The sequence below is a fragment of the Marinimicrobium agarilyticum DSM 16975 genome (assembly GCF_000423345.1).
GTDB lineage: Bacteria > Pseudomonadota > Gammaproteobacteria > Pseudomonadales > Cellvibrionaceae > Marinimicrobium > Marinimicrobium agarilyticum.
This window is the reverse complement of record NZ_AUHU01000008.1, coordinates 137,096-161,370: the sequence shown is the minus strand read 5'-3', so window position 1 is coordinate 161,370 and position 24,275 is coordinate 137,096. Positions and strand designations below refer to the sequence as shown.

16 protein-coding genes are annotated in these 24,275 nt (G+C 54.4%); 1 reads left to right on the top strand and 15 read right to left on the bottom strand.

All coding sequences use genetic code 11. The features are described from left to right. The 14 genes from G547_RS24050 to G547_RS0110255 form a co-directional block, all read right to left on the bottom strand. The coding region (locus tag G547_RS24050; RefSeq protein ID WP_425411498.1) for a hypothetical protein at positions 1-205 on the bottom strand (205 nt) is incomplete at its 3' end. A gap of 275 nt (positions 206-480) precedes the next feature. Then, a complete protein-coding gene (locus G547_RS0110315; RefSeq protein WP_027329795.1) occupies positions 481-1,065 on the bottom strand; it encodes a hypothetical protein in 585 nt (194 codons plus the stop codon). After that, positions 1,062-1,625, bottom strand: a complete 564-nt coding sequence (locus G547_RS20920) for an RNA polymerase sigma factor (protein WP_169449444.1) — start codon at positions 1,623-1,625, stop codon at positions 1,062-1,064. The genes G547_RS0110315 and G547_RS20920 overlap by 4 nt, the downstream gene beginning before the upstream one ends. Positions 1,626-1,643: 18 nt before the next feature. Beyond that, positions 1,644-2,864 (bottom strand): hypothetical protein, encoded by a 1,221-nt coding sequence (locus tag G547_RS0110305; RefSeq protein ID WP_027329794.1) that lies wholly within the window; start codon positions 2,862-2,864, stop codon positions 1,644-1,646. Next, positions 2,861-4,900, bottom strand: a complete 2,040-nt coding sequence (locus tag G547_RS0110300) for a hypothetical protein (protein WP_027329793.1) — start codon at positions 4,898-4,900, stop codon at positions 2,861-2,863. The genes G547_RS0110305 and G547_RS0110300 overlap by 4 nt, the downstream gene beginning before the upstream one ends. Positions 4,901-5,192: 292 nt before the next feature. Next, positions 5,193-5,843 (bottom strand): 4'-phosphopantetheinyl transferase family protein, encoded by a 651-nt coding sequence (locus G547_RS24045; RefSeq protein WP_051235216.1) that lies wholly within the window; start codon positions 5,841-5,843, stop codon positions 5,193-5,195. Positions 5,844-6,099: 256 nt separating this feature from the next. Then, complete coding sequence (locus tag G547_RS0110290; protein ID WP_027329792.1) at positions 6,100-7,401, bottom strand: phytoene desaturase family protein; 1,302 nt, start codon at positions 7,399-7,401, stop codon at positions 6,100-6,102. Beyond that, entirely contained in the window at positions 7,398-8,993 is a 1,596-nt protein-coding gene (locus tag G547_RS0110285; RefSeq protein ID WP_027329791.1) for a GMC family oxidoreductase, read from the bottom strand. Before G547_RS0110285 ends, G547_RS0110290 begins: the two co-directional genes overlap by 4 nt. A gap of 10 nt (positions 8,994-9,003) precedes the next feature. Continuing rightward, positions 9,004-9,414: a gluconate 2-dehydrogenase subunit 3 family protein gene (locus G547_RS0110280; RefSeq protein ID WP_027329790.1), complete on the bottom strand. Its 411-nt coding sequence runs from the start codon at positions 9,412-9,414 to the stop codon at positions 9,004-9,006. A gap of 63 nt (positions 9,415-9,477) precedes the next feature. Next, positions 9,478-10,857: an aminotransferase class I/II-fold pyridoxal phosphate-dependent enzyme gene (locus tag G547_RS0110275; RefSeq protein WP_084645868.1), complete on the bottom strand. Its 1,380-nt coding sequence runs from the start codon at positions 10,855-10,857 to the stop codon at positions 9,478-9,480. A 20-nt stretch (positions 10,858-10,877) separates the two neighbouring features. Then, positions 10,878-17,261, bottom strand: a complete 6,384-nt coding sequence (locus tag G547_RS20910) for a type I polyketide synthase (RefSeq protein ID WP_051235214.1) — start codon at positions 17,259-17,261, stop codon at positions 10,878-10,880. A gap of 49 nt (positions 17,262-17,310) precedes the next feature. Then, positions 17,311-19,689, bottom strand: a complete 2,379-nt coding sequence (locus tag G547_RS0110265) for an 8-amino-7-oxononanoate synthase family protein (protein ID WP_027329788.1) — start codon at positions 19,687-19,689, stop codon at positions 17,311-17,313. Positions 19,690-19,841: 152 nt separating this feature from the next. After that, positions 19,842-20,513: a TVP38/TMEM64 family protein gene (locus G547_RS23045; RefSeq protein WP_027329787.1), complete on the bottom strand. Its 672-nt coding sequence runs from the start codon at positions 20,511-20,513 to the stop codon at positions 19,842-19,844. 24 nt (positions 20,514-20,537) lie between these two features. Further along, entirely contained in the window at positions 20,538-21,275 is a 738-nt protein-coding gene (locus tag G547_RS0110255; RefSeq protein WP_027329786.1) for an SDR family oxidoreductase, read from the bottom strand. Between the two features lie 299 nt (positions 21,276-21,574). On the opposite strand from G547_RS0110255, the gene G547_RS0110250 reads away from it, so the two are divergent. Next, positions 21,575-22,162 (top strand): Crp/Fnr family transcriptional regulator, encoded by a 588-nt coding sequence (locus tag G547_RS0110250; RefSeq protein ID WP_027329785.1) that lies wholly within the window; start codon positions 21,575-21,577, stop codon positions 22,160-22,162. A 180-nt stretch (positions 22,163-22,342) separates the two neighbouring features. Here the strand turns inward: G547_RS0110250 and G547_RS0110245 are convergent, their stop codons facing one another. Next, positions 22,343-24,190, bottom strand: coding sequence for a malectin (locus G547_RS0110245; protein ID WP_051235210.1), 1,848 nt, complete (start codon positions 24,188-24,190; stop codon positions 22,343-22,345). Positions 24,191-24,275: the final 85 nt, after the last annotated feature.

The following is a 24,275-nucleotide window of genomic DNA, read 5'->3' as shown; positions in this document are numbered from 1 at the left end:
GTTCGGGTTCGGGTTCGGGTTCGGGTTCGGGTTCGGGTTCGGTACCAGCGTCTTGCTCCGGCTCTCGATCCGCAAGCGTTTCTTTGCGGGAATCGACAGCTGCCGGTCTTGCTGGCTTGGAATCAAGCGTCGGGGCCTGTTGAGCAGGTTCGGGGCGCCCTTCTTTTTCCGGGTCGGCTTGCTCAAGCGGGCGAGTTTCGGCCATCGGTGTTCTGCCAGTGGCATCCCTCGGTCTCGCGCTTGGGATCGCTCTTGGTTCTTTTGTTAACCGCGGCTCTTGTGTGGCGTTATCGCTCGGTGTTGCTTCTCGTTCTGCTTCCGCCTCTTTTCGCCGTTCCGTTCGTTCGATTGGCTCTGCGCGCTGCATTTGGGCCGGGGTTTGCTCTGGTTCGGTCGGCGCCTGCGCCCACAACAGTGGCGCAAAAAAAACAAAGCCCCACAGGCCCGCACACAATAGGCCGACTCGACCAGCCGTCGCCCTCATGGCGCGATAACCTCATCCACAAAATCGTAATCCCGCAATGTCTGAACCGCCGCTTCGGTGGAGGCTTCCCCGGACAACGCCAACCGGAATACGCCCAATGCGCTCGGCCCGGCGACGATACTGCCATTGACGCTCAACACCGCCGTCTGAATATCGCTCATGGTCGCGGTGGGTGCGAAAGCAATCTGTAGCCTCGGGCCTTCGACAATGGCCTCGCCGGACGCAGGCCTCATATCCACGGCCGAACCGTTTTCCCACGGCGCCGGTCCGATCAGCATGGCTGCCTGAACAGCAACAATCACGCTGGCGGCAATGGCCACTGGCTTCCAGAAGCTTTTTCGCGGCAACACCACCGGCGCCTCTTCCTGTTCTTCACGCAAGGATTTCTGCAACCGTGCCAAGCCGAACTCCCCGGGGCCCGTTGTGGGTTCGCTCTGCATGGAGCACTTGAGTGCTTTCACAAACGCGGCTTCGCGGGCCAGCGCCGGGTCCTCCTCCATTTTTTGTTCCAGCGCGCGACGCTCCGCTTCCGGTAAGCGACCGCTGGCCCACAAATTCAGTTGTTCATCAAAGTCTTTCACGGGGACCTCATGGCATTGGTCAGTTGTTTCTTCAACAAAATTTTGGCGTGATACACGCGCGATTTCACCGTGCCCTCGGGCACCTTCAGGATGCTACTGATTTCCGCATAATCCAGCTCTTCAAAAAACACCAGGTGCAGCACTTCCCGATGCGGCGGCGATAGAGCCTGCATGCAGGCCCGTAGCACTTCCGCGTCTTTGACCGCGGACAGCGCCTGTTCCAAATCTGCACCGGGCGCATCGTCCGGCAGATTGTCGTCCAGCTCGGTAAATTCCCTTTGGCCCTGCTTGCGCCAAAAGCTCAGCACTTTGTTGTGCGCGATGCCGAACATCCAGGTGGTGACTTTCGAACGCCCGGCAAAGCGAGCGGCCGAACGCCACACCTCAAGCATGACTTCGTTGAGTAAGTCGGCCGCGGCAAAGGAATCGTTCAATTTGGACAGTAAGTAACGATACAGCCGCGTTTCGTGGCGGCGATAAAAGGCGGTCATCGCCTCCATATCTCCGCCCGACATGGCGAGCAGCAAGCGTTCGTCGGTGTCCTGTTCCGAAACAGCCATAATCGGTATCCGGGTCATTTATTGTTCTGTTCGAATGCTCTGGAGCGGACTCGCTGCCAGAACGGTGCCGCTGGCATCGACCGCCACCACCCGCCAATAGTAGGTGTGTGCTGGAAGCAGTTGATGCAATACCGCTGGCGACAGTCCGGCGCGAGCCGCACTCCCCTTCACCATCAAACCCGTGGCCGGGGCGCGGGCAAATTGCGCCGGCACGGTTTCCGGTGGCAACGGCTCTGCAGCGGTTTGCTCGGGGGGCTGATCGTACAGCTCAAGCTGATACACATGCGCACGCCGAACCCGGTGCCACTGAAATTCCGCATCGGGGCCGAGCGCGGCACGTTGAACGGTGGCCGCCGTCATCACCGGTACCCGTTCGGGCTCCACCATCGAGGTACCGCTGACCTGATAGCGCAAAACAATATCGTTCTGTGCCATCGTCGGCTGCACCAGACGCAGTCGCAACAGGTATAGCCCGGGCTGGTCGGTGGGCAGTGCCGGGCTGCGCAGGCTGGCCTGTTGCCCGGCGCCGAGGTACTGGCGCACATTATCCAGGCGTCGGAAGCTCGGCTCTCCACGGGTGGTGGCCGGGGTCGCCACCTCCCAGACCGCTTCCAGTAAACCCGCCCGGTCATAGTCAATATGGGCCAAAGCCCGCAAACGCTCGGCGCGCGCCACCGACGCCACCGCGGCGCCGTCCTCAAATCGCAGAGCGAGCCGGCGGAGAATCAGGCCACTGGCGGTTACCTCTGAGCCTTCCGGAACGGAGGGAGCGGCGTTGGGTATCGGCGAGGAAAGCCGCAGAGTCTGCACACCGGTCACCGGGATGCCATTGATGCCGAATTGTCGGATGTAGGACAACTCCCGAGCGCCCTGGGCGGCGGCCCGCTGACTGACGTCAGCCGGCACAGTCAGCGTTTCACTGAAACTGAAGGTGATCGCCCGACCATCCGCCGAGCCGGTGATCCGCTCCATCAGGGGACGGCGAACGACGCCCAGCGGCTCGCTTGAGGCCGGATCTCCCAGGGTAAAATAGCCCACATCCGAGCTGATAGCACCTATCTGGTCAAAGAGGGCTCGCCCTCGCCAGAGCACTGAGACCGTGGTTTCGCGTCCGACCAAGACCGGACGACTGACCTCGCAGGGTTGAAGAGAGGGGCAAATTTCCACTTCCTGAGCTATGGCCGGGATAGCAAGCCAAAAAGATAACAGACAGATAATGGCTATACGGGCGCTGCTCATGGTCGTGCTCCTGGGTAGGCCACCGGCAAAGTGGTTCGCAGTTCAATAAACGCCTGATAGCCGTCCACCGAGTTGGCTACAAAGAGTTGGTCCCGATAGTCGTTGCGGGTCACCGAAAGAATAAATTCCCACCCAGCGCTGTTACGGTCGGGTTCTCGAAGGCGCCAGTTGAGGTGGCTACTGAGGTAAGTGGTCTGATCCCACTGGGCGTAAAAAGGATCATCTCTGGCGCTGGTCTGATTCAAACCGACGCTGACGCCACCGTGTAAGCGACCCGGAATGAATTCCGCGTTGGCGTCGAAGGAATAGATATGCCGGTCGGTGCTGACCCCCTGCTCTGGATAGGTCGTGTGCTGAAATTCCCAGCCGATAAAAAAATGGTATTCCGCCGTCAGGGACCAGCCAGCGTCCAGTTGGGTGGCTTGGGTGCGAGTCTCCGGCTGCCAGCCGGTCGCATCTTCCAGGGTGTCGTAATGATAGCCCGCTGACCACTGAAGCCGGGCTTTGGTGAAGGCAGCCGTCATACCATAGCGCCGGGTTTGCAGGTCGTTGGCCAGGTACCCCTCTGGGGTGTAGTCATCGATAAGCGTGGTGCCACTGGCGGTCAGGGTATAATTGGGTTGCCCCAGAAACGTCAGCACCGGTCCACTGGGCAGTTCGTAATCGAAATAGCTCGCGCGCAGGTTCCACTGCCGGGTTTCGGAAATGGCGTAGTCGATGTCCTCCGTCAGATTGCTGTCCTCCACCGCATAGCTGCCATCCCAACTCCATTGGTTCTTGGTCATATCGAAAAACAGCCGTTTGAGTTTTTTGTCGGCGGGCGCATATCGATTGGCCAGACTTTTGTACCAGGTCCCCATTTTTTTGGCTTCCAAACCCAGCCGCCAATCGAGCGCGTCCATCCCCGAGGGAGTCGGGTCCAGAATCATGAGCGCCGACCAAGCCTCGCCCGCCTCTGGATCAAACCCTTGGTTGATACCGTCAAAGTCGTACTCGCTTTCGGCTTTTTCCAGGCGCACCCGCAGTTGGCGTTGAACAAATTGGCCGTCCATGGTCACGTTCCAGGCCTCACCCTCGTGAACCACCGGGTCGGCGGCGGGCTCCAGACTGCCGTAGCCCGGCTGGCTGATCCGGCCCGACAATCGTTCCCCCGTAATCATCACCTGGGCTTCATCCCCACGCCAGGGCCAGAATGACAGTTGGCCGCCACTCAGGCGATTGTCATGCTCATCGGTACCCAGACCGGCGTCGATGCCTACCGTCTGTTGACCGGTGGCCTGGTAGGCCGAGAGGGCTCCGTCCCATAAGGGAAGGCGAGCACCGGTGGAAATACCTCGGCGTTCGAAGCCATCCTGTATCAAACTCGCGGACGCCAGCTGTTGGTCGCCCAGTGTAAGATGATATCGGTCGAGATCCCCGCGCACCTGAAACCGTGCCAGATCCAGCTTACGACCGGCGATGGCCAAGGCTTCATCGTTAACCGCCATCAGGTCCAGGCTGCTGCGTAACTGCCACCGATCGCCACTGACTTCAGAGGCCAGGTAGCCACCACCCTGGGCGCCGAAGTCGTCCCCACCGATGTCATCACTTTGGGCGACGCGCTGGCTCAGCGCGAGATCCAGCTGGCCCTCGACACTGGCCGAGCGAAGGGCGCGCGAGTGGCGCACTTCGAAGCGCCAGCGGCCCAATTCCCGCACGCCGCCCCGGTCACCATAGAACATCAGCCGCAGCTCATGAAGGCCGGGGGCCAGGGGGCGAGCCGGCACGTAAGTCCAGTCCAACTCGCGGCGCTGCACCAGAGCCGACACGTCCATGCCATCGAGTTCCAGGCTCAACTGGCCGGGGGCCTCGGCTACGGCGTTTTCCGCCAGGGAAAGATGAAGGGGTTCGCGGGGTTGATAGAAGTGCTCGGCGTCTGGCGCCTGCAACAACGCGCTCGACGGCTCCGCCGCCGCGGCAACGTGAAACGCCAGCCAACCGCCAAGCAGTAGCGGTACCGTCGCGGGATTCAGAAATCGGTGTGCGGCCAAGGCCATCCAATGCTCACTCTGCAAGAACCTATTGAGACTCGTGAGTCGCAACAGGTCCGGTTCAGGTTCAATATTTTTATCCGTGTTTGCAGTGAGGTCACTCCTGCGCTAACCCCAGTGGCCCACCAGCCGCGTTTTTGACCCAGCGGCTAAGTCCAAAAGTACACGAAAACCGCTCGTGTTCCAAACCGAAGTTGGCGAGACAGGAAGGCGCCGATTACCAATAGGCTAGGTGGCTGCGCAAGGGAAATACTGAACTGCCAGTCCAACGCGGCATAGCACAGCAACAGGGGGGGCCTTAAAGAACTACAAGTGTGGTCAGGTGGCCAGCGTCATCGAAGTACCGGCCTAACGCTGTCCAGCCCTTAGGGAATCGCACATGCACCGACGTACGCAGCCGAATGGTGAAGGTCTTGGTCGATTGATTCAGAACAGTAATTTCTGCCTCTCGAAAGTCAAATGCCGCTCTGGTCTGTGGGTAGAGAGCTTTGAACAAGCTTTCCTTAGCGGAAAAAAAAAGTGTGAGGGCCCAGGATTCATCAATGGCATTATTGGCAATCAAGCCACGCTCACTCCGCGTTACGACCAGCTCTCTTACCGAGTCCAACTTGGATGAACAGAGGTATCGCTCTACATCTACCCCTACGCTGGCGCCAGCGGAACCACCTTCAAACGCGGCGCAAACCGCCTCGTGGTTGGTGTGACTGATAGAACCTTTGAGACGACGCGGCCAGACTGGCACCCGATCCTCATCCGAGCCCACCTGCATCCACGGGTAACCAAGATGTTCAAGCACACGTTTCGCAGCATACCGACCCGCCAGATACTCCGCACGACGCTTGCGGCACGCCTGGGTTAGCCGCTGCGGCCTATGGACATGCAGAGTGGCAAAATCATCGTCCCGAAAGTCAGCCAATTCATAGCGACACTGAAAAATAACCGGCTCCACCCCCCATAAGCTAGGGCAGCGCCGGAAGTGCTCTTGAAGAAACACGACCTATACGCGCTGGCGATAGTATTTGCGTAAATCCACAGACGTCATCCGGCCGCACCGGATATAAGGGCTGACACCGTGTTCCTTACGGGTTTGTGCCGACACGCTCGGCGGTACAAGCGTCAACGCGGAGATGCCTAAAGCACCTCCCAGAAAGCGGCGTCTGGATACTGAGTTTTTCATCATCAATTCTCGCTATTTTGTGATTGGGTCAGGAAGTCATTATCGCTTTGGCTACCAATTGGCCCGACAAGGCGGCAGCACCAGCGTGCTCCCCGGGGGGATACACCGTGTGCCCCGCACGGAAAAGTGTCGGGTCATTCGTGGTGATGGACGGCTTAGGTCCGGCGGTAATAAACGGCATAACACGGCTGGATAACCCGTGGAGGCCTGCAAAGTCATCGGGTGTCAGAAGTTCCGTATAACGCAAGTACTGCTTGAGGCCGGGGAGCATTTCTTCCAGCTTGTCCAACAAATAACCTCGATAATAGTCACGAGAGTTATCGTCAAGGCTATTCACACCTCTGGGAAGGTAAAAGTAGGCATTCAGCGTATAGGTCCCTTTCGGGTTTCCTGCCAACTCGTTCTTGAAGACATGGAACCCGAAATGCTCGGGCGCTTCACCCTGGTCAAGATTTCGAAACCAGCGAGAAATTTCCGGCTCATAATACGTCAGAGTGTGGGTATTCTCCGGGTAGGGGAGTTTGGCATCCACAGCCATACACAACATGGAAAGAGGAAGACCTCGCTTGGTATTCTTCGGATAGAGCGCCGTCTGCTCGGAGCTATTGATAATATAGTCCGTCTCCAACTCCCAACCACTGCCGTCCTTCAACACCGAGACCATGTGGTGCTCGCCCTCGCTAGTGTGGCCCACATAACTCGTGCCCAAACAAAGCGTACCGCCCTGTTCTTGAAACCGCGACACTATCGCGTTTGATAGAGCCTGAGGGCCCCCTCGAGGGCAGCTCATTTTGGTATAGCCGTAATCATACTGGCTTTCGAGCCCAAAAAATGAAGTCTTCAAATCGTAAGGGCCAACCCCCATAAAGTACGCAACGATTTTCGCCAAGTCATTCACTTTCCCGGGGCGGGCATAACGGTCCACGAACGTTTCGATCGATATCGGCTTACGGTTTGGTAGCTGCTGTTTCAACACGCCCCACAGGAGTGACGAAATTGATATCCACTCTCGACGAAGCTGTTTGAGCATCTTCCAGTCCGGCGCCGCATTGAACCACTCGCCCTGATAAAACACCGATGATTTCTTATGCTCGAAATCGAACGGCACGCCCAGTTCAACCAGCAGCCTGTTCAGCCCAATACCGAAGTCATTGCAAGCAATGACAAACTCGTACCCCTCCCGGAAGAAGGTCCCACAAAGGCCACCGACCTGCTGTCGCCGTTCGAGCAGCGTCACATGGTACCCTGACGTTTGCAGTGTCAAGGCTGCCACCAGCCCGGACAACCCTGCCCCGACGATGACAACCCGTTTGGCGCTATTGATGGTCATTGCACAAAACGCTCCCTGAAACGCCATTGCCACGCAATTTTTTCGGCGGACCTCAACGCCAGAGCATGCATTGTCAGTGTTGGGTTAACCGAACTGCCGGTGGGGAAAAGACAGCCACCCGCCACGAAAAGATTTGGTACGCCGTGTACCCGACCATACCTGTCGGTCGCGGAGGTTAGAGGGTTATGACCCATACGCATGGTACCCATCGGGTGGCTTTCAAAAATACCCGAAGTGAATACGTCCTCCGAGCCACCTGCCTCCATCACATCCCGAATTTTTTCTTTCGCATGCTCAAAGGCGTTGAGGTCATTCTGATGCCACTCATAATGAATGTGTGGCAGGGGCATTCCCAAGTCATCGGTTTTATTTCGATTAACCGTAATGCGATTGGAATACACCGGCATTCCTTCGATGAAGGCAATCAGTACCATGCTGTTGTTGTAGCGGGCCATACTCTGTCGCAAATCGTCACCGTTCAGGTGTTTCAAAGGAAACGCAGCCAATGAACCGGCACCGGCACCATGAAGAGAAAGCAACGAAAAGCCGCCCACATAGTCATTTCGCTCCCGGTTATAGCTGGTATCCAACGACATGATATTGCACATGCTGTGACCAACGTAGGAGTTCAATGTTTCTCCGGTAACACCCATACCAAGGCAGGTGGCATGGGAATAGAAATTGCGACCTACTTGATCGAAGTAATTGCCAATGCCGTAGGGGTGAAACCGACTGGTGGACGACAACAACAGCCTGGGTATTTCAAACGGATTATTACACAGGATGACATAACGGCCTTTCGCGTAAGTCTCAACGCCAGAGTTAAGGTTTACGTAGTGAACGCCCTTAGCCCAACCGCCCCAACGAGCGGTCTCAACATGCGTGACGACCGATTCAGTTTCCAGATGCAGACGCCCGGTTTCAAGCGCCGGTTTGATCAGCACTTCGTCTGCCTGATACTTGGCATCGACACGGCAACCGGCTCGACAAAAGCCGCAATTCAAACACTCGGAACGACCGTCGTAGGGACGGGAGTTCGTGGCAACGCGTCCAGGTGCAGACCTCAGACCCAGCCTGTCAAAACCGCGTTGTAACGCCTTGGAGCTTGGATAAAACGGCATTGGCGGATTCACCGGTGGTCGGGTTCCCGGCTCATCCCACGAGGTAAGCTCCCCCGCCACGCCCATTTGGGCCTCTGCCTTGTTGTAGTAACGCTGTAGCATGCGTTTTGAGACGGGCCAATCCGCGGTATTGGTACCGGCGGGCTGGCCCCAGGTAGAGCGGAAACGAAAGTCCCGCTCGAACATACGAAGTGCCGTAGCCGTCCACGCCAGAGTACCACCCCCGACATGCGCCCCCAAGTTGGGCCCCGCGTCGAAAGCATCACCAGTAATTTCGTAATCACTGTAGTCCCAGGTCAGGCGAAAGGTTTCCAGTTCATTCTCGTAAAAATCCTCCTTGTGATTGGTGAAATGTTGTCCTTTTTCAATACACAGAACGTCCATTCCCGCTTTCGTCAGTTCGTGCGCAAAAACGGCCCCCGTGGCACCCGCCCCCACGATTATCGCGTCATATTCTTGAAACTGTGGCATGAGTTAGCTCCTATGCTAGATGTCCCTCGGGCGTTAACCCACCCTCGTCAATAGTAGGTCCAGGCATCCCTATCGCGCTGTACGCAGGAGGCAAAGCGTAGTAGTTCATGGCGACCAGGAGCCGGAACGGCTCCCAGAACGGCTTTAGATCATCGTTATCCGACACAATCTTTACTAACATAATACGATTGTCCCGGCTTATCGCCGAGGCTGGAACACCGAATACCGTCATGGCGATATCGTGGATGATGTCCAACGCATTCGCCGTCGCGGCAAGAACCGAGGGGTTCCAGGTTTTGGCAATTTGGATAAACATTTCCGGTACCGGAAGTTCCGATGCGGCTGGCGAATTATCCGTCGACGGAAGAATTCCATCTGCCAATGCGGCGATAACTTCTGTTTGTTGATTGGTGAATTCCATAATGTGTCCCAAGGGTTTCGTGTATTTATTAGAAGTTTCTTTTGCGAGCAGTACCAACAACTATCAGGCGATATAGCGCTTGATCAGTTCGATGGTGTAGTCGATCTCCTCACGAGTATGTTCGCTGCTTAAAAAGAATCTCAGCCTGGCTTGCTCGGGAGGAACCACCGGGTGAAACATGGGATGTACATTGACTCCAGCCTTGTACAAGGCGTCTGACAATTTTATGGCGCCCTTCGAATCCCCGATAATGACAGGAACGATGGGCGTGTCCCTGCTGGGGCCAATATCCAGGCCGGCCTGAAGCGCTTTTTCCCGAAAGTAGTCCGCATTGGCGTTGAGCCGAGCAACACGCTCAGAGGAGCTCTCAAGCAACCGGAGGCTTTCCAGTGCAGCGGCCGCGTTCGCCGGCGTTATTCCCGCCGAATAAACAAAACCAGGAGTGGTGTATTTAAGGTAGTCAATCAGCTCCCGCTTTCCGGCGATATAACCACCGTTACTCGCGAGCGACTTACTAAGGGTACCCATCCAGAAGTCCACTTCCTCGGGTTTAACGCCGGCGTACTCGCTGATACCACGACCAGTCCGTCCAATGGTTCCCAACGAGTGGGCCTCATCAACATACAGCAGCACCGGGTACTTTCGGCGCAGCGCCGCCAATTGTTTTAGGGGCGACACATCCCCGTCCATACTGTAAGCACCTTCCACGACAATGAGCACCTTCTGATAGCGGTCAACGTTCTCCGCTATCAACTGTTCACACCGACGAACATCATTGTGGGAGAAAGGTATACGACGGGCGCCCGACAATATGCAGCCTTCAATCACACTGTTGTGGCTGAGTTCGTCATAGATCACAAGATCATCACTGTTCAGGAAATGGCCTATGACGGTGACGTTGGTCGCGTGTCCATTCGCGAAAACCAATGACGACTCCACCCCAATAAAACTGGCAAGCGCTTTTTCCAACTGCTGATGAACCGGTTTTTCACCGGTTACCAAGCGACTGGCTGACGGCGAGGTGCCAAAGAGGTCAATGGCTTCTTTAGCCTTTTCCCGGACGCTCGGCTCACCGGAATAGCCCAGGTAGTTGTAACCCGAATAGCTGATGAGGTCGTTTCCCTCTATTTGGGTTCGATGACCGGTGATCGTTTCGTTGATTCGAAAATAAGGGTTCGCGACCCCACACTCCGCAATCAGAGCGACCTGCTGGTTAAACGCCTTTACTTCTGGGTAGGTCGAAAAATTTCTTACATCGAACGTTTTTGATCCAGCGGAATAAATGGCTGACTCAGGACGAGGCGACTGACGATTTTTTCGGGCCAAGACGCTGGCGGCCAATTGTCGTCGGTCTTCCAGCTGGGCTGTATTCGAAGGGTTTGCACTCATAACATCCACCTTTTTGTTTGCTATCATTTCCTTGGAGAGCGCAGTCAACCGCACTCCCCTTCCTGTCGAGAGCGTCAAGCAATATCGGGGAGCCGACTGGCCATTGTCTGCGAGAGCTGATTTAGCGACGAGCCGCTTTGAAGCTCCATGGAGGTAATTTCCAGCCCATACTTGGTACGCAAACCTCGCGACAGCTCGACGCTCATTAGGGAGTCAATACCCATTTCACTCATATTGCGATCCCCGCGAATGTCGTCCAGGGGAATTTTGAGTGTATGGGCCAGCTCCTGGCTCAGCAGTTTCGTCAAGTGCTCGCAGTGATCTTCCTGCTCTTTCAACTGCCCCAGCAACTCGGCTAATGCTGGGGGCATGTCTTGATGCGCGCGCGCCTTTTCCACCAATTCTCTGAAACGGCTGGAGCCTGCACTCTTTGGAGACTCCCGGGACCAGGTCGACCAATCGACCTTGAAGAAGCCGACCTGGGCGGGTCGGTTATTCAAGATATGACCAAAGCCCCGAATGACATCGCGCGTGGAGAAGCCCTGAATCCCCTTGGCATCCAGAACGTTGGCGAGATTTTCGTCTCGCGCCACTACCCCGGTTTCCTGAAGAACCCCAAGGTTTACGGTGGTGGCGACCAACCCCAGCGCTCTTCGGTAATGGGCAAAGCCATCCAGAAACGCATTGGCAGCGATGTAGTTGGTTTGACCAACGTTACCGATGATGGAAGAAATGGAAGAGATTGAAATGAAATGATCCAGCGGCAAGGACTGCGTCGCGCGGTGCAAATTCACCGCGCCGGTAACTTTCGGAGCCATAACTTTGCTCATTCGCGACGGCGTCATTCTGACGGTCAGATCATCGTCCAATACCATGGCCCCATGAATGATTCCTTTGAGCGGAGGCATGGTGGTACCGATGTCCGCGATCATTCCGGCGACCGACTCACTATCAGTCATGTCGACATCAAACAGGGCCACCTGAACACCGAGCGCTCGCTGCTGCTCGGCGAACTCCCGCGCCTCCGGCCGACTGGAGCCGCGGCGGCTGGACAAAGCCAAGCCGCGCACCCCCTTATGCGCCAACCATTTGGCCAACGCCAACCCCAAGCCACTGGTTCCACCGGTAATTAGGTAGGTACTATCGCGCTGGACACCACCCAACGTTTCGATCTCGGTGATTCGAACAGGTGAGTCCATGGAGACGACACATTCCGGGTACGCCCCGGGCTCAGAAAGCGTACGGGCGACGCCCATCAGATTATTCATGTTGAATTCCTGACGAGGCAAGCTCGGCAGCGGCGACGCTTGTTTGAGCTCAAGGGACGCTCCCAATTCGTCAAGGAGCGTAGGGTTCGCCTCAAGGGCGTCTTCGAATTGAGACAAGAGAAACCCGACGTTAGCGTTTCGACGGGACGCATCAGGAAAGACCAAGGGGTCCTCTTGGTCCGTGACCGCGTGCAACAGCAAACCGCCTGATTTGAGTCCTTTAAAGCTATAGGTAAAACGCTCATCGGCCCGACGGTTTATGATCCGGTCAACGCCGCGACCTTGCGTTTCAGACAGCAGTTCATCAATGTAGGACAGGTCGCTATTATCGAACACGCGCCGGACACCCAGTGTTGCGAGCTTCTCCCGCTGCGCGTGGTCGTCCGCGGCTACGTAGAGTTCCCCCAACTCCAGACGCTGTGCCAAGGTGATCAGTGCAAGGCCGGTCGTTGACCAGGCGTCCTGGATTAGCAACGAATGCCCTTTCCGACAACCCGCCAAAGCGAGCCAATGAGCAGCCTGGACGTAAGCCGCAAAATCCAGTGCGTCTTCCAGGCCATTCACCGAGTGAAGCGGGACGCATCGGTTGGCTTTGACCAAAACTCGATTGGCCAACACTTGAGGATTGGGATGAATGCCCACCACGGTTTGCCCGTTTTCCTTTCCGGTAACATTCTCTCCGGTCTGGACCACCCGCCCGATAAATGTTGACCAATCCAGCGATGGTTGTTCGTTGACTGTGTCGGCATGAAGTCCCATTCGCTCCACTTGCACGAGAACGTCATCTTTTCCAAGCTTGTCGCTTGGCGCCTCCAACACCAGCCGGGGATTGTCCCCCACGGGAAAAACTACCCGGATCAAGGCGTCCCATTCTTGAGGATGAACCAAGCGGGAGGCTTCAATGTCGCCGCTCTCCATGGGCATGGCTTCCAGTCGACGAACATACCGATGGCCCTGACGGATACTGACATCCTCGTCCACCAGGTCAGCACACAGTTCATCAACAACGGCCTTTATATCCTTGCCAATGTCAGGCGAGTCGCAAGCGATATCAATATGCTGCGGCTGGATCTCTGTGAATTCGTTGCCCAACAGGTGAGGCAGCGATGCGATGCCAGTTAAGCTCGGATCCAATTGATCCCCTTCATTGACAGCCGCCGCTCCGCGTGTGAGCAAACAGAGCCGAACGGCCTCCGGCTTGCGCTCTCCTTGATCTTCATCGGCATGACTCAACGCTTGGCCAAGCGCGATAAGTGGCAAGGTGAGGTTTACCGAGCGCCCCGGCAGCCCCAGATCCTCACCCTTACCAACAGTCTTCTGGCCGTCCGCTACGTAGAGAATGCGGTTTACGCCTTTTTGCAGCAATTTTGCGAGCGTCGAACGAAGCGCGTCGAGATGACGATTGCCCGGCTCCAAATGATCCGGCCCATCGAACTGGTCATCAAAACTCACCAACGTACACGCTTCTCCTTTTTTCTCTAGGGAGTTTGCGAGCGCACACGCCAGGTCAGATTCCGACTGCTCATGCAGAACAACCCACCCATCTTCCCCGCTGGCGGCCCCCAATGACTCTTCCTGAAGATCTCTCGGTATCCATTGATAGCGGTAGAAGCTGTCTTCTAGACTATCGGAAGCGTCTTCACCTATATCGAGGCCGAGCTCGGCACACACCAAACCCTTCATTTCGATCAACACCACCCCCGTTTCGTCCGTCAACCAAAGGTCACACCGAATTGTGGTATCGCTACAGCCAACCAATTCGCCATAGCAATAAAGCGAATTCGCGATATCACCGTGAACGGTGAACTGGGCCAGATCCACAGGTACCATCGGAGCGCCGGTTTCACTGTCAGTCAGGGCAATCAAGCTTTGAAAGGCACCATCGAGCAACGCGGGATAAATGATATAGTGCTCCCGAGCCCGATCGACAATCTCTTCCGGCAACCTCAGCGCCGACAGCACACAGCCTTCACCGACCGACAGTTCACGGATGGTTTTGAATTGTGGGCCATAACCCAAGCCGCGCTCGGCAAATCCCGTGTAAAGGCGTTTCACATTAACAGCTTGGTTACAAACCTGCTTCAATCGCTCCAGCTCCAGCGTTTCCGAGGCCCGCCTCAGCGTAGAGGGCGTCAGGTAGCCGGTCGCGTGACGGGTCCAGTTGTCTTCATTCACATCGCTACTGTATATTGAAAACGCTCCCTTCTCCCGGTCTTGAACCACCCGCAGTTGTTGATTACGTGTGTCATCCAGCATCAACATTCGCTCGAACTTCAAGCCCTCAAGACTGACGGCGCCCTCTCGCGCGTTGGCATAACGTTGCACCGCCAAGCCAGCCTCGATATACCCCGCTCCGGGAAAAACGACGTTACCTGAAATTCGATGGTCGTCAATGTAGGGGAAGAAGTTTTCGTTGAGCTGAACTTGCCAGGCAGGTTCAGGGGACATCACGCGCTCATACATGAAGGGGTGGCCGTTCCCGCTGCCCAATCGAAAGCGTCGCGACAAAGGCGACTCATTCCAGTATTCCTCCCTCTGCCACGCATAGGTAGGCAAACGAACAAACCGGCCTTCCCGAACCGCTTTGGGCCAACGTAGCGAGTAGCCAGCACAGAACAAGGCCGCGAGAGATTCATAAAAGGTTTGGTTTTCTGGCTTCTTGCGGTGCAGGCTGGTGATTACGCGTCCCATAACACCCTCGTCTGCCAGGCAGTCCCCCAGAAAGGTGCGTGTTACCGGGTGCGGACCCACTTCCAGAAAATGCGTATAGCCCTCTTCGACCATGGACTTGATCGCTTTCTCAAAGTACACCGGCTGGCGCACGTTGTCCCACCAATACTCGGCGGAAAAATCTTCTCCCACTATCATACGGCCCTTGGCTGTGGAAAAAACGGGACACTTGGCCTTACGCGGCGTTATGGTATCGAGCACCTCCAGAAGCTCGTCCTTGATCGGATCCATCTGATGGCTATGGTAGGGCACTTCCACTTGTAGCATTCGATTAAAAATAGACTGCTCTTCCAGCAACTGCGCAATCTCTCGCAACTGCTCTGCGTCACCTGAAAGAGTGACGCTGGAGGCACTGTTGATGGCCGCGATCGAGACGCCGCTGTAAAGCTCAATGAGGTCGACCAGATCTTCGCCTCCCAACCCGACAGCCAGCATGGCTCCCTGCCCCGCCATTGTCTGTTGCAAACGGCTACGATGGAAGCTGACCTTGAGCGCATCCTCCAATGACAGAGCGCCACAAACATAGGCAGACGCCACTTCACCAACGCTGTGACCAACCACCACGGAAGGCTCAATACCCCACGACCGATAAAGTTCAACCAACGCCGCCTGGATTACAAAGTTTGCGGGTTGTGCGATGCTGGTCTGGGTAATGCGTGAACATTCTTCATCAGCCAGCATTTCTTCCCGAATGGACCAGCCAGCAATGGTTCTGAAATGGTGGTCAATATCGTCTACCGAAGCGCGGAAGACCGGCTCGCTCTCGTAAAGCGCTTGCCCCATGGCCCACCATTGAGGGCCCATGCCGGTAAAGACAAACACTAAGCCGTTCCGGTTAGCAGTGTCGATCCGCCCCTCCACAACCCCGTCCGGATATTCACCGTCGGCAACCGCATTCAGCTTCTCCACCAGATCGGCTTGGTTACGGGCATAAATACCGATGCGCTCCTCCAGCCCCGAGCGGCGATACGCCAGACTATGGCAAATATCATTCAGCGAAATTTTATCGGAGTCCTGCTCCAACAAGAATTTGTGAAGGTTTTTGCAGTTTTCTTGAATGGCTTTCGCATTTTTTCCGCTCAGTGGAATCAAGTACCGAGCATCATCTTTCACCACGATCGATTGTTGTTGCTGCTCTTGCGGCGGAAAATACTGTTCCAGGATTGCGTGGCTGTTAGTCCCGCCATAGCCGAACGAATTTACCGAAGCCCGCCGCGGTTGATATTTCGGTTCATTCCAAGGAATAACCCTGGTAGGAACCACAATGCGACCGTCAGCAAAGTCAATCTCGGGGTTGGGGTTGTTAAAATGAAGGTTGGGAAGGATTTCCCCTTTGCGAACCGACAACGACGCTTTAATGATGCTGGCAACACCGGCGGCAGATTCTGTATGACCGATATTTGATTTGACCGAGCCGACATAACAAGGAGTACTTCGGTCTCGGTTCTGCGCCACTACCGATGCAATAGACGATATTTCGATAGGATCGCCTGCCTTGGTTCCCGTACCATGTGCCTCCACGTAAGAAACGCTGGTCGGGTCAGTATTCGAGTCCCGATATACCTTCTGAATGAGTTCGCGCTGAGCATCGCCGTTGGGAAAGGAAATACCGTTGTTGGTATGGCCGTCCTGGTTGACACCTGTATGACGAATCAGAGCGTAAATATCATCCTTATCCTCAATCGCTTGTTTGAGGGTTTTCAAAACGATGACACCCGCTCCCTCACCTCTCACGTAACCTGCGCCATCACTGTCAAAAGATTTGCAGCGACCGTGTTCGGAGAGAAATCCGCCTTTGCTCATGGCCACCATGTATTCAGGTCGATGTATCACATTCACGCCCGCCGCAATGGCCATCTCGCTATCGCCGTTCCATATACTTTGGCAGGCGTAATGCGTGGCCACCAGCGAGGAGGAGCAAGCCGTGTCCATGGTGACGCTTGGGCCTTTTAAGTCAAAGGCGAATGATAGCCGGTTGGACAACATAGTCATGGTGAAGTTGGCCGCTGAGAAGGAACTAACCAGCTCCAGATTATCCCGGCTCAACTGGAAAATCAGGTGATCCAGGTTGAACGCCCCGACGAACACACCAGTATTCGACCCCCGGAATTGCTCCTCCGTCATACCGGCATCCTCAAATGCCTCCCAAGTGGTTTCAAGCAACAGCCGCTGTTGGGGGTCAGTATAGGCGGCTTCCCGGGGCGACATACCGAAGAACATAGAGTCGAATTCACGAAGATTCTGGGAGAGATAGCCGCCCTGCTTCACCTTGGTTTTACCGGGACGACTTCCCTTGCCGTCAAAGAATTTTCGATAGTCCCACCGATCTTCAGGCACTTCGGTTATTGCATCTGTTCCGCTCCGAATCATTTGCCAAAACGTTTCCGGTGACAAAGCGCCCCCCGGGTAACGGCAGCCGATACCCACCACCGCCAGCGCATCTTTTTCCTTCAAGTCCATCTTAGCCCCCTAGCTGTTAACTAACAGAATTTTTACAATGTGGTTTTCTTTATTTCCCGTATATATCCGATGACATAAGCTCAAATGCACTTATTACTCGTTTGGTCATCGATTCGTCCACGGAGTGGTTTATTCTTAACTGAAGGGATGACATTTCTTCCGGAACCAGTGGGGGCCCCACGGACGAAACGACGATATTCTGGTTAAAGAATTTTTTCTGCATCGCTAACGCCATGATGTAATCGCCGATGACAACGCTGATTACTGGCATCTCACCTCGGATTACCGTGTAGTCCGCAGCAACGAGCGCTTCGGCCAGACGTTGAGATCGCTCCGTTATAGGTGATCTGTCAACGGTACCCTTTTGGAGCAACCGCAAGGACTCAATCATCATGGCGCAATCCACATTGGTGACGCCTGGGGAAAGCAATAGCTCGGGACTTTGGTGACGCATGTGCTCAATGAATTTTTTCGGCCCCGCAACAAAGGCCCCAGGCAATCCAAAACCCGCGTAGAGTGAGGCACCCAGGATATCAACGTGTTCAACCAGTCCCTGCTGTTCCGAGAACCCGGATCCACGTTTTCCGAAGAAGCCAAATGCCATGGATTCGTCTACAAACAATCGAGCGCCGGTACGTTCTTTTATCTGGACGATCTGTTTTAGAGGCGCGGCGTCGGAGAACAAGGTGAAGAGCGATTCGGTCACTATTAGATTTTTTGTGTGCTTGTGATCTCCAAGAAGCTCTTCCAGATGGGCGTAATCTCTATGACGGAAAACACTCATAGGCTTCCCGGTAGCGGCCACAGCACTGATCAATAACGGACTGACTTGCTCATCCACGAATACCGTGGACTGATCGCTCAAAATTGAGCCGAACACAGAGGCGTACATGGAGGAGGCATTGGCAAAGAGCTGGCTGCTGTCCTTCCCAAAGAGGTCAGCCAACAGATCCTGCAATATAAGTGCCGGGCCTGGCTGCCCGGATACGAATGCAGGGCCTGGACAATAGCCACTTCCTCTCTGGAGCACAGCGGCCCCCTGTTCCGCCACTTCGGAGAAACGCGTGTAATCAATGAAGCAGGGTGTACTCATGTCTATCTGCTCACAGTGATTATCCGGGTAGAAGCTGTACATCCCTCCAACTTTAAGGAGGTCAATATCGTAACTGTCTTCCGTTACGCTCAGTATGTCATCCATGGCATACTCCCTGGCGCGGCTGTTAATGGCCGCCTTATAGTCACCATCCGATATCGGGCAAGGAAAGCCAGGTCTTTCTGAAAAGTAGTTTAGGTTCTCTGGTTGCTGTATCGCATCCGTCATCATTCGAGCGACGGTGCCAGAGTATTCTGGCTTTCGATGATGCTTAATGAAATATATCAACGGCTGCATTTTCGCTCCCAGAAATTGTTTGGGAACGTAATTGGTCATACCCAGTTGCATTCTCTGCTTTTTTAACGCAATCGCCCTCTCCAACGAATACACTGACGCGGCGCGGTAGAAGTTGGCTTCGCGGTAGTGAGGGTAGTCATAGTCCACTCCCCAGTCCGCCATGTGATAATCCTCTTCCCCGATGAGATTCCACATAAAGGCCACGAGTGCGTCATCGTAATAAAACAGTATGACTTCACTGTCCCCAGCCAGCCTATATCCCGATTCTCTGAAGAAAGCCTCATCGAGCTGTTCTCGGTTATAGTCGGATGAGGAGGCATTTACGTTCGCCCAGAGCTGGGCCAACTTGGGGGCGAGATGGGTGTAGTCCGAGGTAACTTCAAGACGAATCCCCAGATCATTTTGTTTCTTGAACGCAGCTTTTATTTTGTTGCGGTCTTTACTTCTCAGACTCTCTAGATAGTCGTTCAACGAATTCCACTGGATATCGAGAACAGCATTGGTAAAGCCGGCGGTAGGAGCATAGCCTTCCGAAACCAGAACTTTTTCATAGTGGGAATAGAGCTCAACCGGAACATCCCGGAAGACCAAAAGATCCAACCCTTTTTTATCGGCAATCTGGTGAAGTTTTTTACTGGTCGCTTGAATAGCTGAAGTCAGGTGCCGCTCCTGCTTCACGACCAAGCCATCGCCATTCATGGCAAACAGGCCGCACTCCGCCATAGAAAAGTTAAGGAACGCCGGATGCCAGCTATTAATGGACTCCACTGCGCTTTCCGACAACTCCTGGTCCATGGATTTGAAATCCATAGAAACCTCATAGAGGTTGGCTCTGCCGACAGCCTGGTTGTCCTCTCTAAACATCAGGTAATGGCAAACCAGATTGTTGACGTCAGAATACTCAAAAGTTTCCAGAACAGAATGCTTCAGCCCTGTTGCTCTGGAGACGATGGTATCCCACTCATTGGCCTCTACTTGGTCAATTCCCGTGTAGTGCTCGCAAGCGAGATCTGTACCGCTTCGCTCTGTCAATTCCATATCACTCACCTTGTTTACTCAATTCTGAGAAGAGATCCGTCCCCGCCTGAACAACTGCGATACAACTAAATTTTGGCCTCTCAACTATATGTCGCTCTTCCCCTGCCCCTGCGGAGACGGTTGATGAAATTAAGGATTGCTATTCTGTCGTCTTACTCGCTCTGCAGCTGTTGTGCCTCCATTCTCGTCTTCCTGATAAATATGACCCATGCCATCCAGAAAAACAGAGACAAGCCAATGGCCGCGTAAATGGCTGGTTGGGGATTATCCAGGCTACTTCGAGAACCGGCGAACGCAGCAATGGTCGCGTAAGGGACAGTGGAGATCAGGTAACAGGTTAGAAACCGAACAAATCGCATTTTGTTGGCGCCGGCCATGCAGCAGGAGACTTCCGGTAATATAGGCATTGATCGACAGATCAAAAGTACCGTAGAACCATGCTGATTAAAGATCGTTTGCATTTCTTCGCGTTTTTGGGGATCGCTGTATATCTTTTTCAGCAGCCCCGGTCCATAGATTCGACAGAGTCCATAACCGGTAACGCCGGCCAACACCATGCCTAAATTGGCGCTCAATGCTCCCAAACCGAAGCCCAAAAAGTAACCGGACAAAATTGCGATAGTCAGTGTCGGTACGGCAATGAAGATGTCTGCGAAAAGAAGCGCCACAACACCAATAATGACGTATATCGCATTGGCTTCTGACGCTGCCTTAAGCCCCGCCTCAATACCTTCAACGGTTAATAAACCCATCGACGTGAGGATTAGAAAAGTGGAAGCGAAAATGGCTGCCAAGATCAGGGAAATGGTGATCAATTGTTTCATGCTGTGAGTCCGTTTCGAGTTAAGTCAGACGCCCTTCATGATGGACGCCATGAACGTCGGGCTGATGCGCGACATCATAGGCATTAGTTTGGTTTTCCCCACATAGATATCGTCTTTATCTTTTTCCACGCCTTTTATTATTTGGGACGCCGCTTCTTTGGCGGTTATCTTTCCTTTCCCTCGTCCTTCAGTCATCGGTGTATCGACCAGTGGCATAATGGCTGCGTAGGCTCTAATGGGAGTTGATTCCAGCTGATAGCGAAAGCTTCTGGTGAAGTTGAGCAATCCGGCTTTTGTAGCACAATAAACCGCCGAATTCTTTTTCGGATACAAACCCAGGCCCGAGGTGACATTAATGTAGGCAGCAGGAGCTTCTAGGTTCAAAAAATGGCCCAATGTCAGGGCGGATATCCAGATCTGAGCGGTTAAATTCACGGTCACTTCCGTATCGATACTGTCAAAACTGAATTCCTTTTCATGAAACATAGGGGTTTTCTGAATACCCGCGTTGTTGAAGACAACGCTAAGATCTGGGTGCTCTTCCAGAATCGCTTCAATGGTTTCTTCCACTTCCATTTTTTTAGCGAGTGAACATTGGTAGGTCACAACGTTTTTGTAGTTATTCTTGATTTCATCCAGTTTGACTGGATTGGTGGCCACAACAATGATTTTTTTGTTGATCGGTGCCAGTAGCGCGACCAACTCCTTACCGATACCGGAGGTTCCCCCCGTTATTAGAATTGTTCTATTCTTTAATTCCATGGTTTTCTGACTCCGAGAAATAGTTCCATAACTAGCTATTGCGACGGTCGCTCTGGAGCGGAAACATGGCGTTTCTGATGCTCTCCTAGCAATGCTCGGCTATTTTAGAGGCCCTATTCCCCTTCGGCATTAACCCAAGTTAACGGATATGTTCTAAAAGACGACAAAAAGTCTTTTTTTGGCGCTTGTATGCGCCTGACAGGATGAATCTTGCTACTATTGTTACTAACCGAATATCAATACGCCACTTTGGAATGATTCTATCAGCGGGTGTAATGAGCGAGTGAAGGAATCAACGCATGATTGATAACAGGCTTATAGAGAGGATCAGCGTTCTGGGGACCGAGCGCTATGCTCCCAAAGGCACTTTCCTGATGCGCCAGGGGGACCATTCGGATCATTTTTTCCTATTCCGCCGCGGACTCGCCAAAGCTTATTACGAAACCATTGAAGGAAGGGAATTCATAAAATCCTTTATCCGCGAAAACGAATGTATTGCGAGTATGCAGGTGATAGCTGCCGGTAATCCCAGCCCCTTTAACCTGATGACAGTAGAAGACAGCTGCATACTGGAGATTCCCGGAAACACACTTACCACTGTTATAGAGGAGGAAGCTCATTTTTCCAGGGCGCTCAATTCCCTGCTGATACAGGTGGCCATGAAGAAGGAACAGAGGGAGTACGAGCTTCTTTGCCTATCGGCGGAACAGCGGTACTCGATGTTGTGCACGCGAGATCCTGAGCTGATTAGGCGCTTATCGCAGAATGATGTAGCAAGATACTTGGGAATAACACCGGTTGCGCTTAGTCGCATTCGAAATCGAGCGCGATCCAAATCCTTGTTGAACCGCGAACGGCACAACACGAACTCACCGCATAAATGCTAACCAAATACTACTTACTGGATGGGAGATTTCATAGAATGGCGTCAGAGCTTTCAAGGCCCTCAAGCCGATTGTTCCTCGCTAAAAGCGGCGCTCGCACCTTCAGGCAAACAGGAGCCAGCGTCTTTGATAAAAGGACCGGTTGGTAAAGAAACAAGCTTCGATCAGGAGCATTTCAGAATATTAATCGAGCGTTGGAGTACTCCAATCAACCCAATCCCCAACATCCTCTTCATCAGCCTGAGTGGATCGCATCACCTCGGTGCTACCGAGCTCCCCCAACAGAAAGCGCTTTACGAATGCCGCCAGTATGTCCTGCTGATGGGCCGGAAACTGACAGTGACCGTGGCCGCCGTTTTCCGAGTAGGCGATGTTCTCGGGTGCACCCAGGGCACGGTAAATTTCCTTCGCTGCAGCCGTTCCAATATAGGCCGCTCTCGGACCCAACCAGTCGATATTGTTGTCGAGGACCAACAGGCCGCGGGGAGCCACCATACCCATCAGTTGGTGGTGATCGAATGGCAGTGTGACGGTGTTCGGGCCTCCGAAGTCGGCGCCGAAGGATTCCCGGAACCAGGGTTGCTCACCGGCGGCGTGGCTGAGTGTCTGGATGTTGGTACCGCTGTCCGCCATTTCCTGAGCGACCCGCCAGGCCATCGCGCCGCCGGCCCCAGATTCTTGAGGGATGGTCAGGGCGATACGCTGATCCAAAGCACCGGCAAGAAGCGCCCCTTTGCCGTTGCGCGAGCATCCGGTGACTCCGAGCCGAGTGGCGTCAATCAGCTCCGCCTCCGGGGTCTCCAGCACGTCGATCAACCGGCTTACCCCCCAGGCCCAGGCAGTCATTGAGCTGGCCGAGTGCTCTCTGCCGTAGAGGTCATAGAACAGGCCGGTGCCACGTGAACCACCGCCGCTTTGCGCACCCAGTTCGTTGTTATTGACGTTAATGACCGCGATGCCCTGTCTGGCTAAATAGCCGTTGTCCAGGTTGGACGCACCGATTCCGATCATGGCGGGATATGGCGCCTCGCCCGCGCTGGGCAACGTCACCGAGGCCGAGAAAGTAATTTTCTCTCCGCCATGACCGACAGTCACTTCGATGGCGTCATTGCCCACGCTGCCCGATACCGTTTCGGGCTTATAGGGTTTAATGCCAGCTTCGTACGCTTGCAGTTGCCAGTTCAGATTCTGACGATGGCAGCGCCAATCGTCTTTGCTGGCAATGCGCTCACCATCCAGCCCCATAAATGGATCCGGCAGTGTCGTAATAGTGGGTAGTTTGCTGGCATCAGGTAATGTCGGGACCGGACAGTCTGCACCACTATTTTCCGCGCTGGCGACACCCGGTTCGCCCGGTACCTTGGGCTCCGGCTCCTCCTGCAGTGGCGGTAAAAACGCGCCGCCCTCCGAGTAAACAGCAATACCACTCAAGGTGCCATTGTCTACAACGGCCTCCAACTCAATCGTCAGATGGCCGTCACTAACCTGAATATCTTCCACTGTATAGGAGTACGCCTGGTCGTGTCCGGCTTCGCTGAACAGATCGATCTCCGATAATGCCAGCTCATTCTCCACGATCACGCTGAAGGAGCGCTCGCCGCTCGCTTCCCAGTACATTTCCACAAAGTGTAACTGCACATCGTACAGCGCTTTGGTTACGGGAATTTCATAGGTATAGGAGCCGTAACGCTCGGTCTGGAACAGCGCGTCTTCCTCAGTGCCACCAATGGACCCAATGGTGGAGTTGGGAGCCCCCTCCTCTGCAAATCGGTCTGGCTGATAGGTCACACCTTCGTAGCTCGCCTTCGCGAACGCGCCCACGTTTAACGCCAACACGAGCGATGGATCGCCACCGTCGCCGAGTGGGCTGCTGGAGGAAGACGTCGCTTCGAAGGAGACGCTTAAGGACGCGTTGCTACGGCGGTTATTATTCTCGGGACTGGATTCGGAGCTACCGCAACCCCACAGGGAAACAATCAGACCCCACAATAAGCCTTGATAACCTGGATTCCATTTGTCATTCATTTTCATTAATGATTTCCTATTGTTATATATAAAATTATAATGGTGCTGAACGAATTCCTTATGGGGGGAGTACTTTCGTCACACTTATTGT

Bases quoted from the DNA above. Each gene is read 5' to 3' on its own strand.
- G547_RS0110250 (WP_027329785.1), top strand. From the start codon at position 21,575: ATGATTGATAACAGGCTTATAGAGAGGATCAGCGTTCTGGGGACCGAG.
- G547_RS0110245 (WP_051235210.1), bottom strand. From the start codon at position 24,190: ATGAAAATGAATGACAAATGGAATCCAGGTTATCAAGGCTTATTGTGG.
- G547_RS23045 (WP_027329787.1), bottom strand. From the start codon at position 20,513: ATGAAACAATTGATCACCATTTCCCTGATCTTGGCAGCCATTTTCGCT.
- G547_RS0110265 (WP_027329788.1), bottom strand. From the start codon at position 19,689: ATGGAATTGACAGAGCGAAGCGGTACAGATCTCGCTTGCGAGCACTAC.
- G547_RS0110300 (WP_027329793.1), bottom strand. From the start codon at position 4,900: ATGGCCTTGGCCGCACACCGATTTCTGAATCCCGCGACGGTACCGCTA.
- G547_RS20910 (WP_051235214.1), bottom strand. From the start codon at position 17,261: ATGGACTTGAAGGAAAAAGATGCGCTGGCGGTGGTGGGTATCGGCTGC.
- G547_RS0110280 (WP_027329790.1), bottom strand. From the start codon at position 9,414: ATGGAATTCACCAATCAACAAACAGAAGTTATCGCCGCATTGGCAGAT.
- G547_RS0110305 (WP_027329794.1), bottom strand. From the start codon at position 2,864: ATGAGCAGCGCCCGTATAGCCATTATCTGTCTGTTATCTTTTTGGCTT.
- G547_RS0110285 (WP_027329791.1), bottom strand. From the start codon at position 8,993: ATGCCACAGTTTCAAGAATATGACGCGATAATCGTGGGGGCGGGTGCC.
- G547_RS0110255 (WP_027329786.1), bottom strand. From the start codon at position 21,275: ATGGAATTAAAGAATAGAACAATTCTAATAACGGGGGGAACCTCCGGT.
- G547_RS0110290 (WP_027329792.1), bottom strand. From the start codon at position 7,401: ATGACCATCAATAGCGCCAAACGGGTTGTCATCGTCGGGGCAGGGTTG.
- G547_RS20920 (WP_169449444.1), bottom strand. From the start codon at position 1,625: ATGGCTGTTTCGGAACAGGACACCGACGAACGCTTGCTGCTCGCCATG.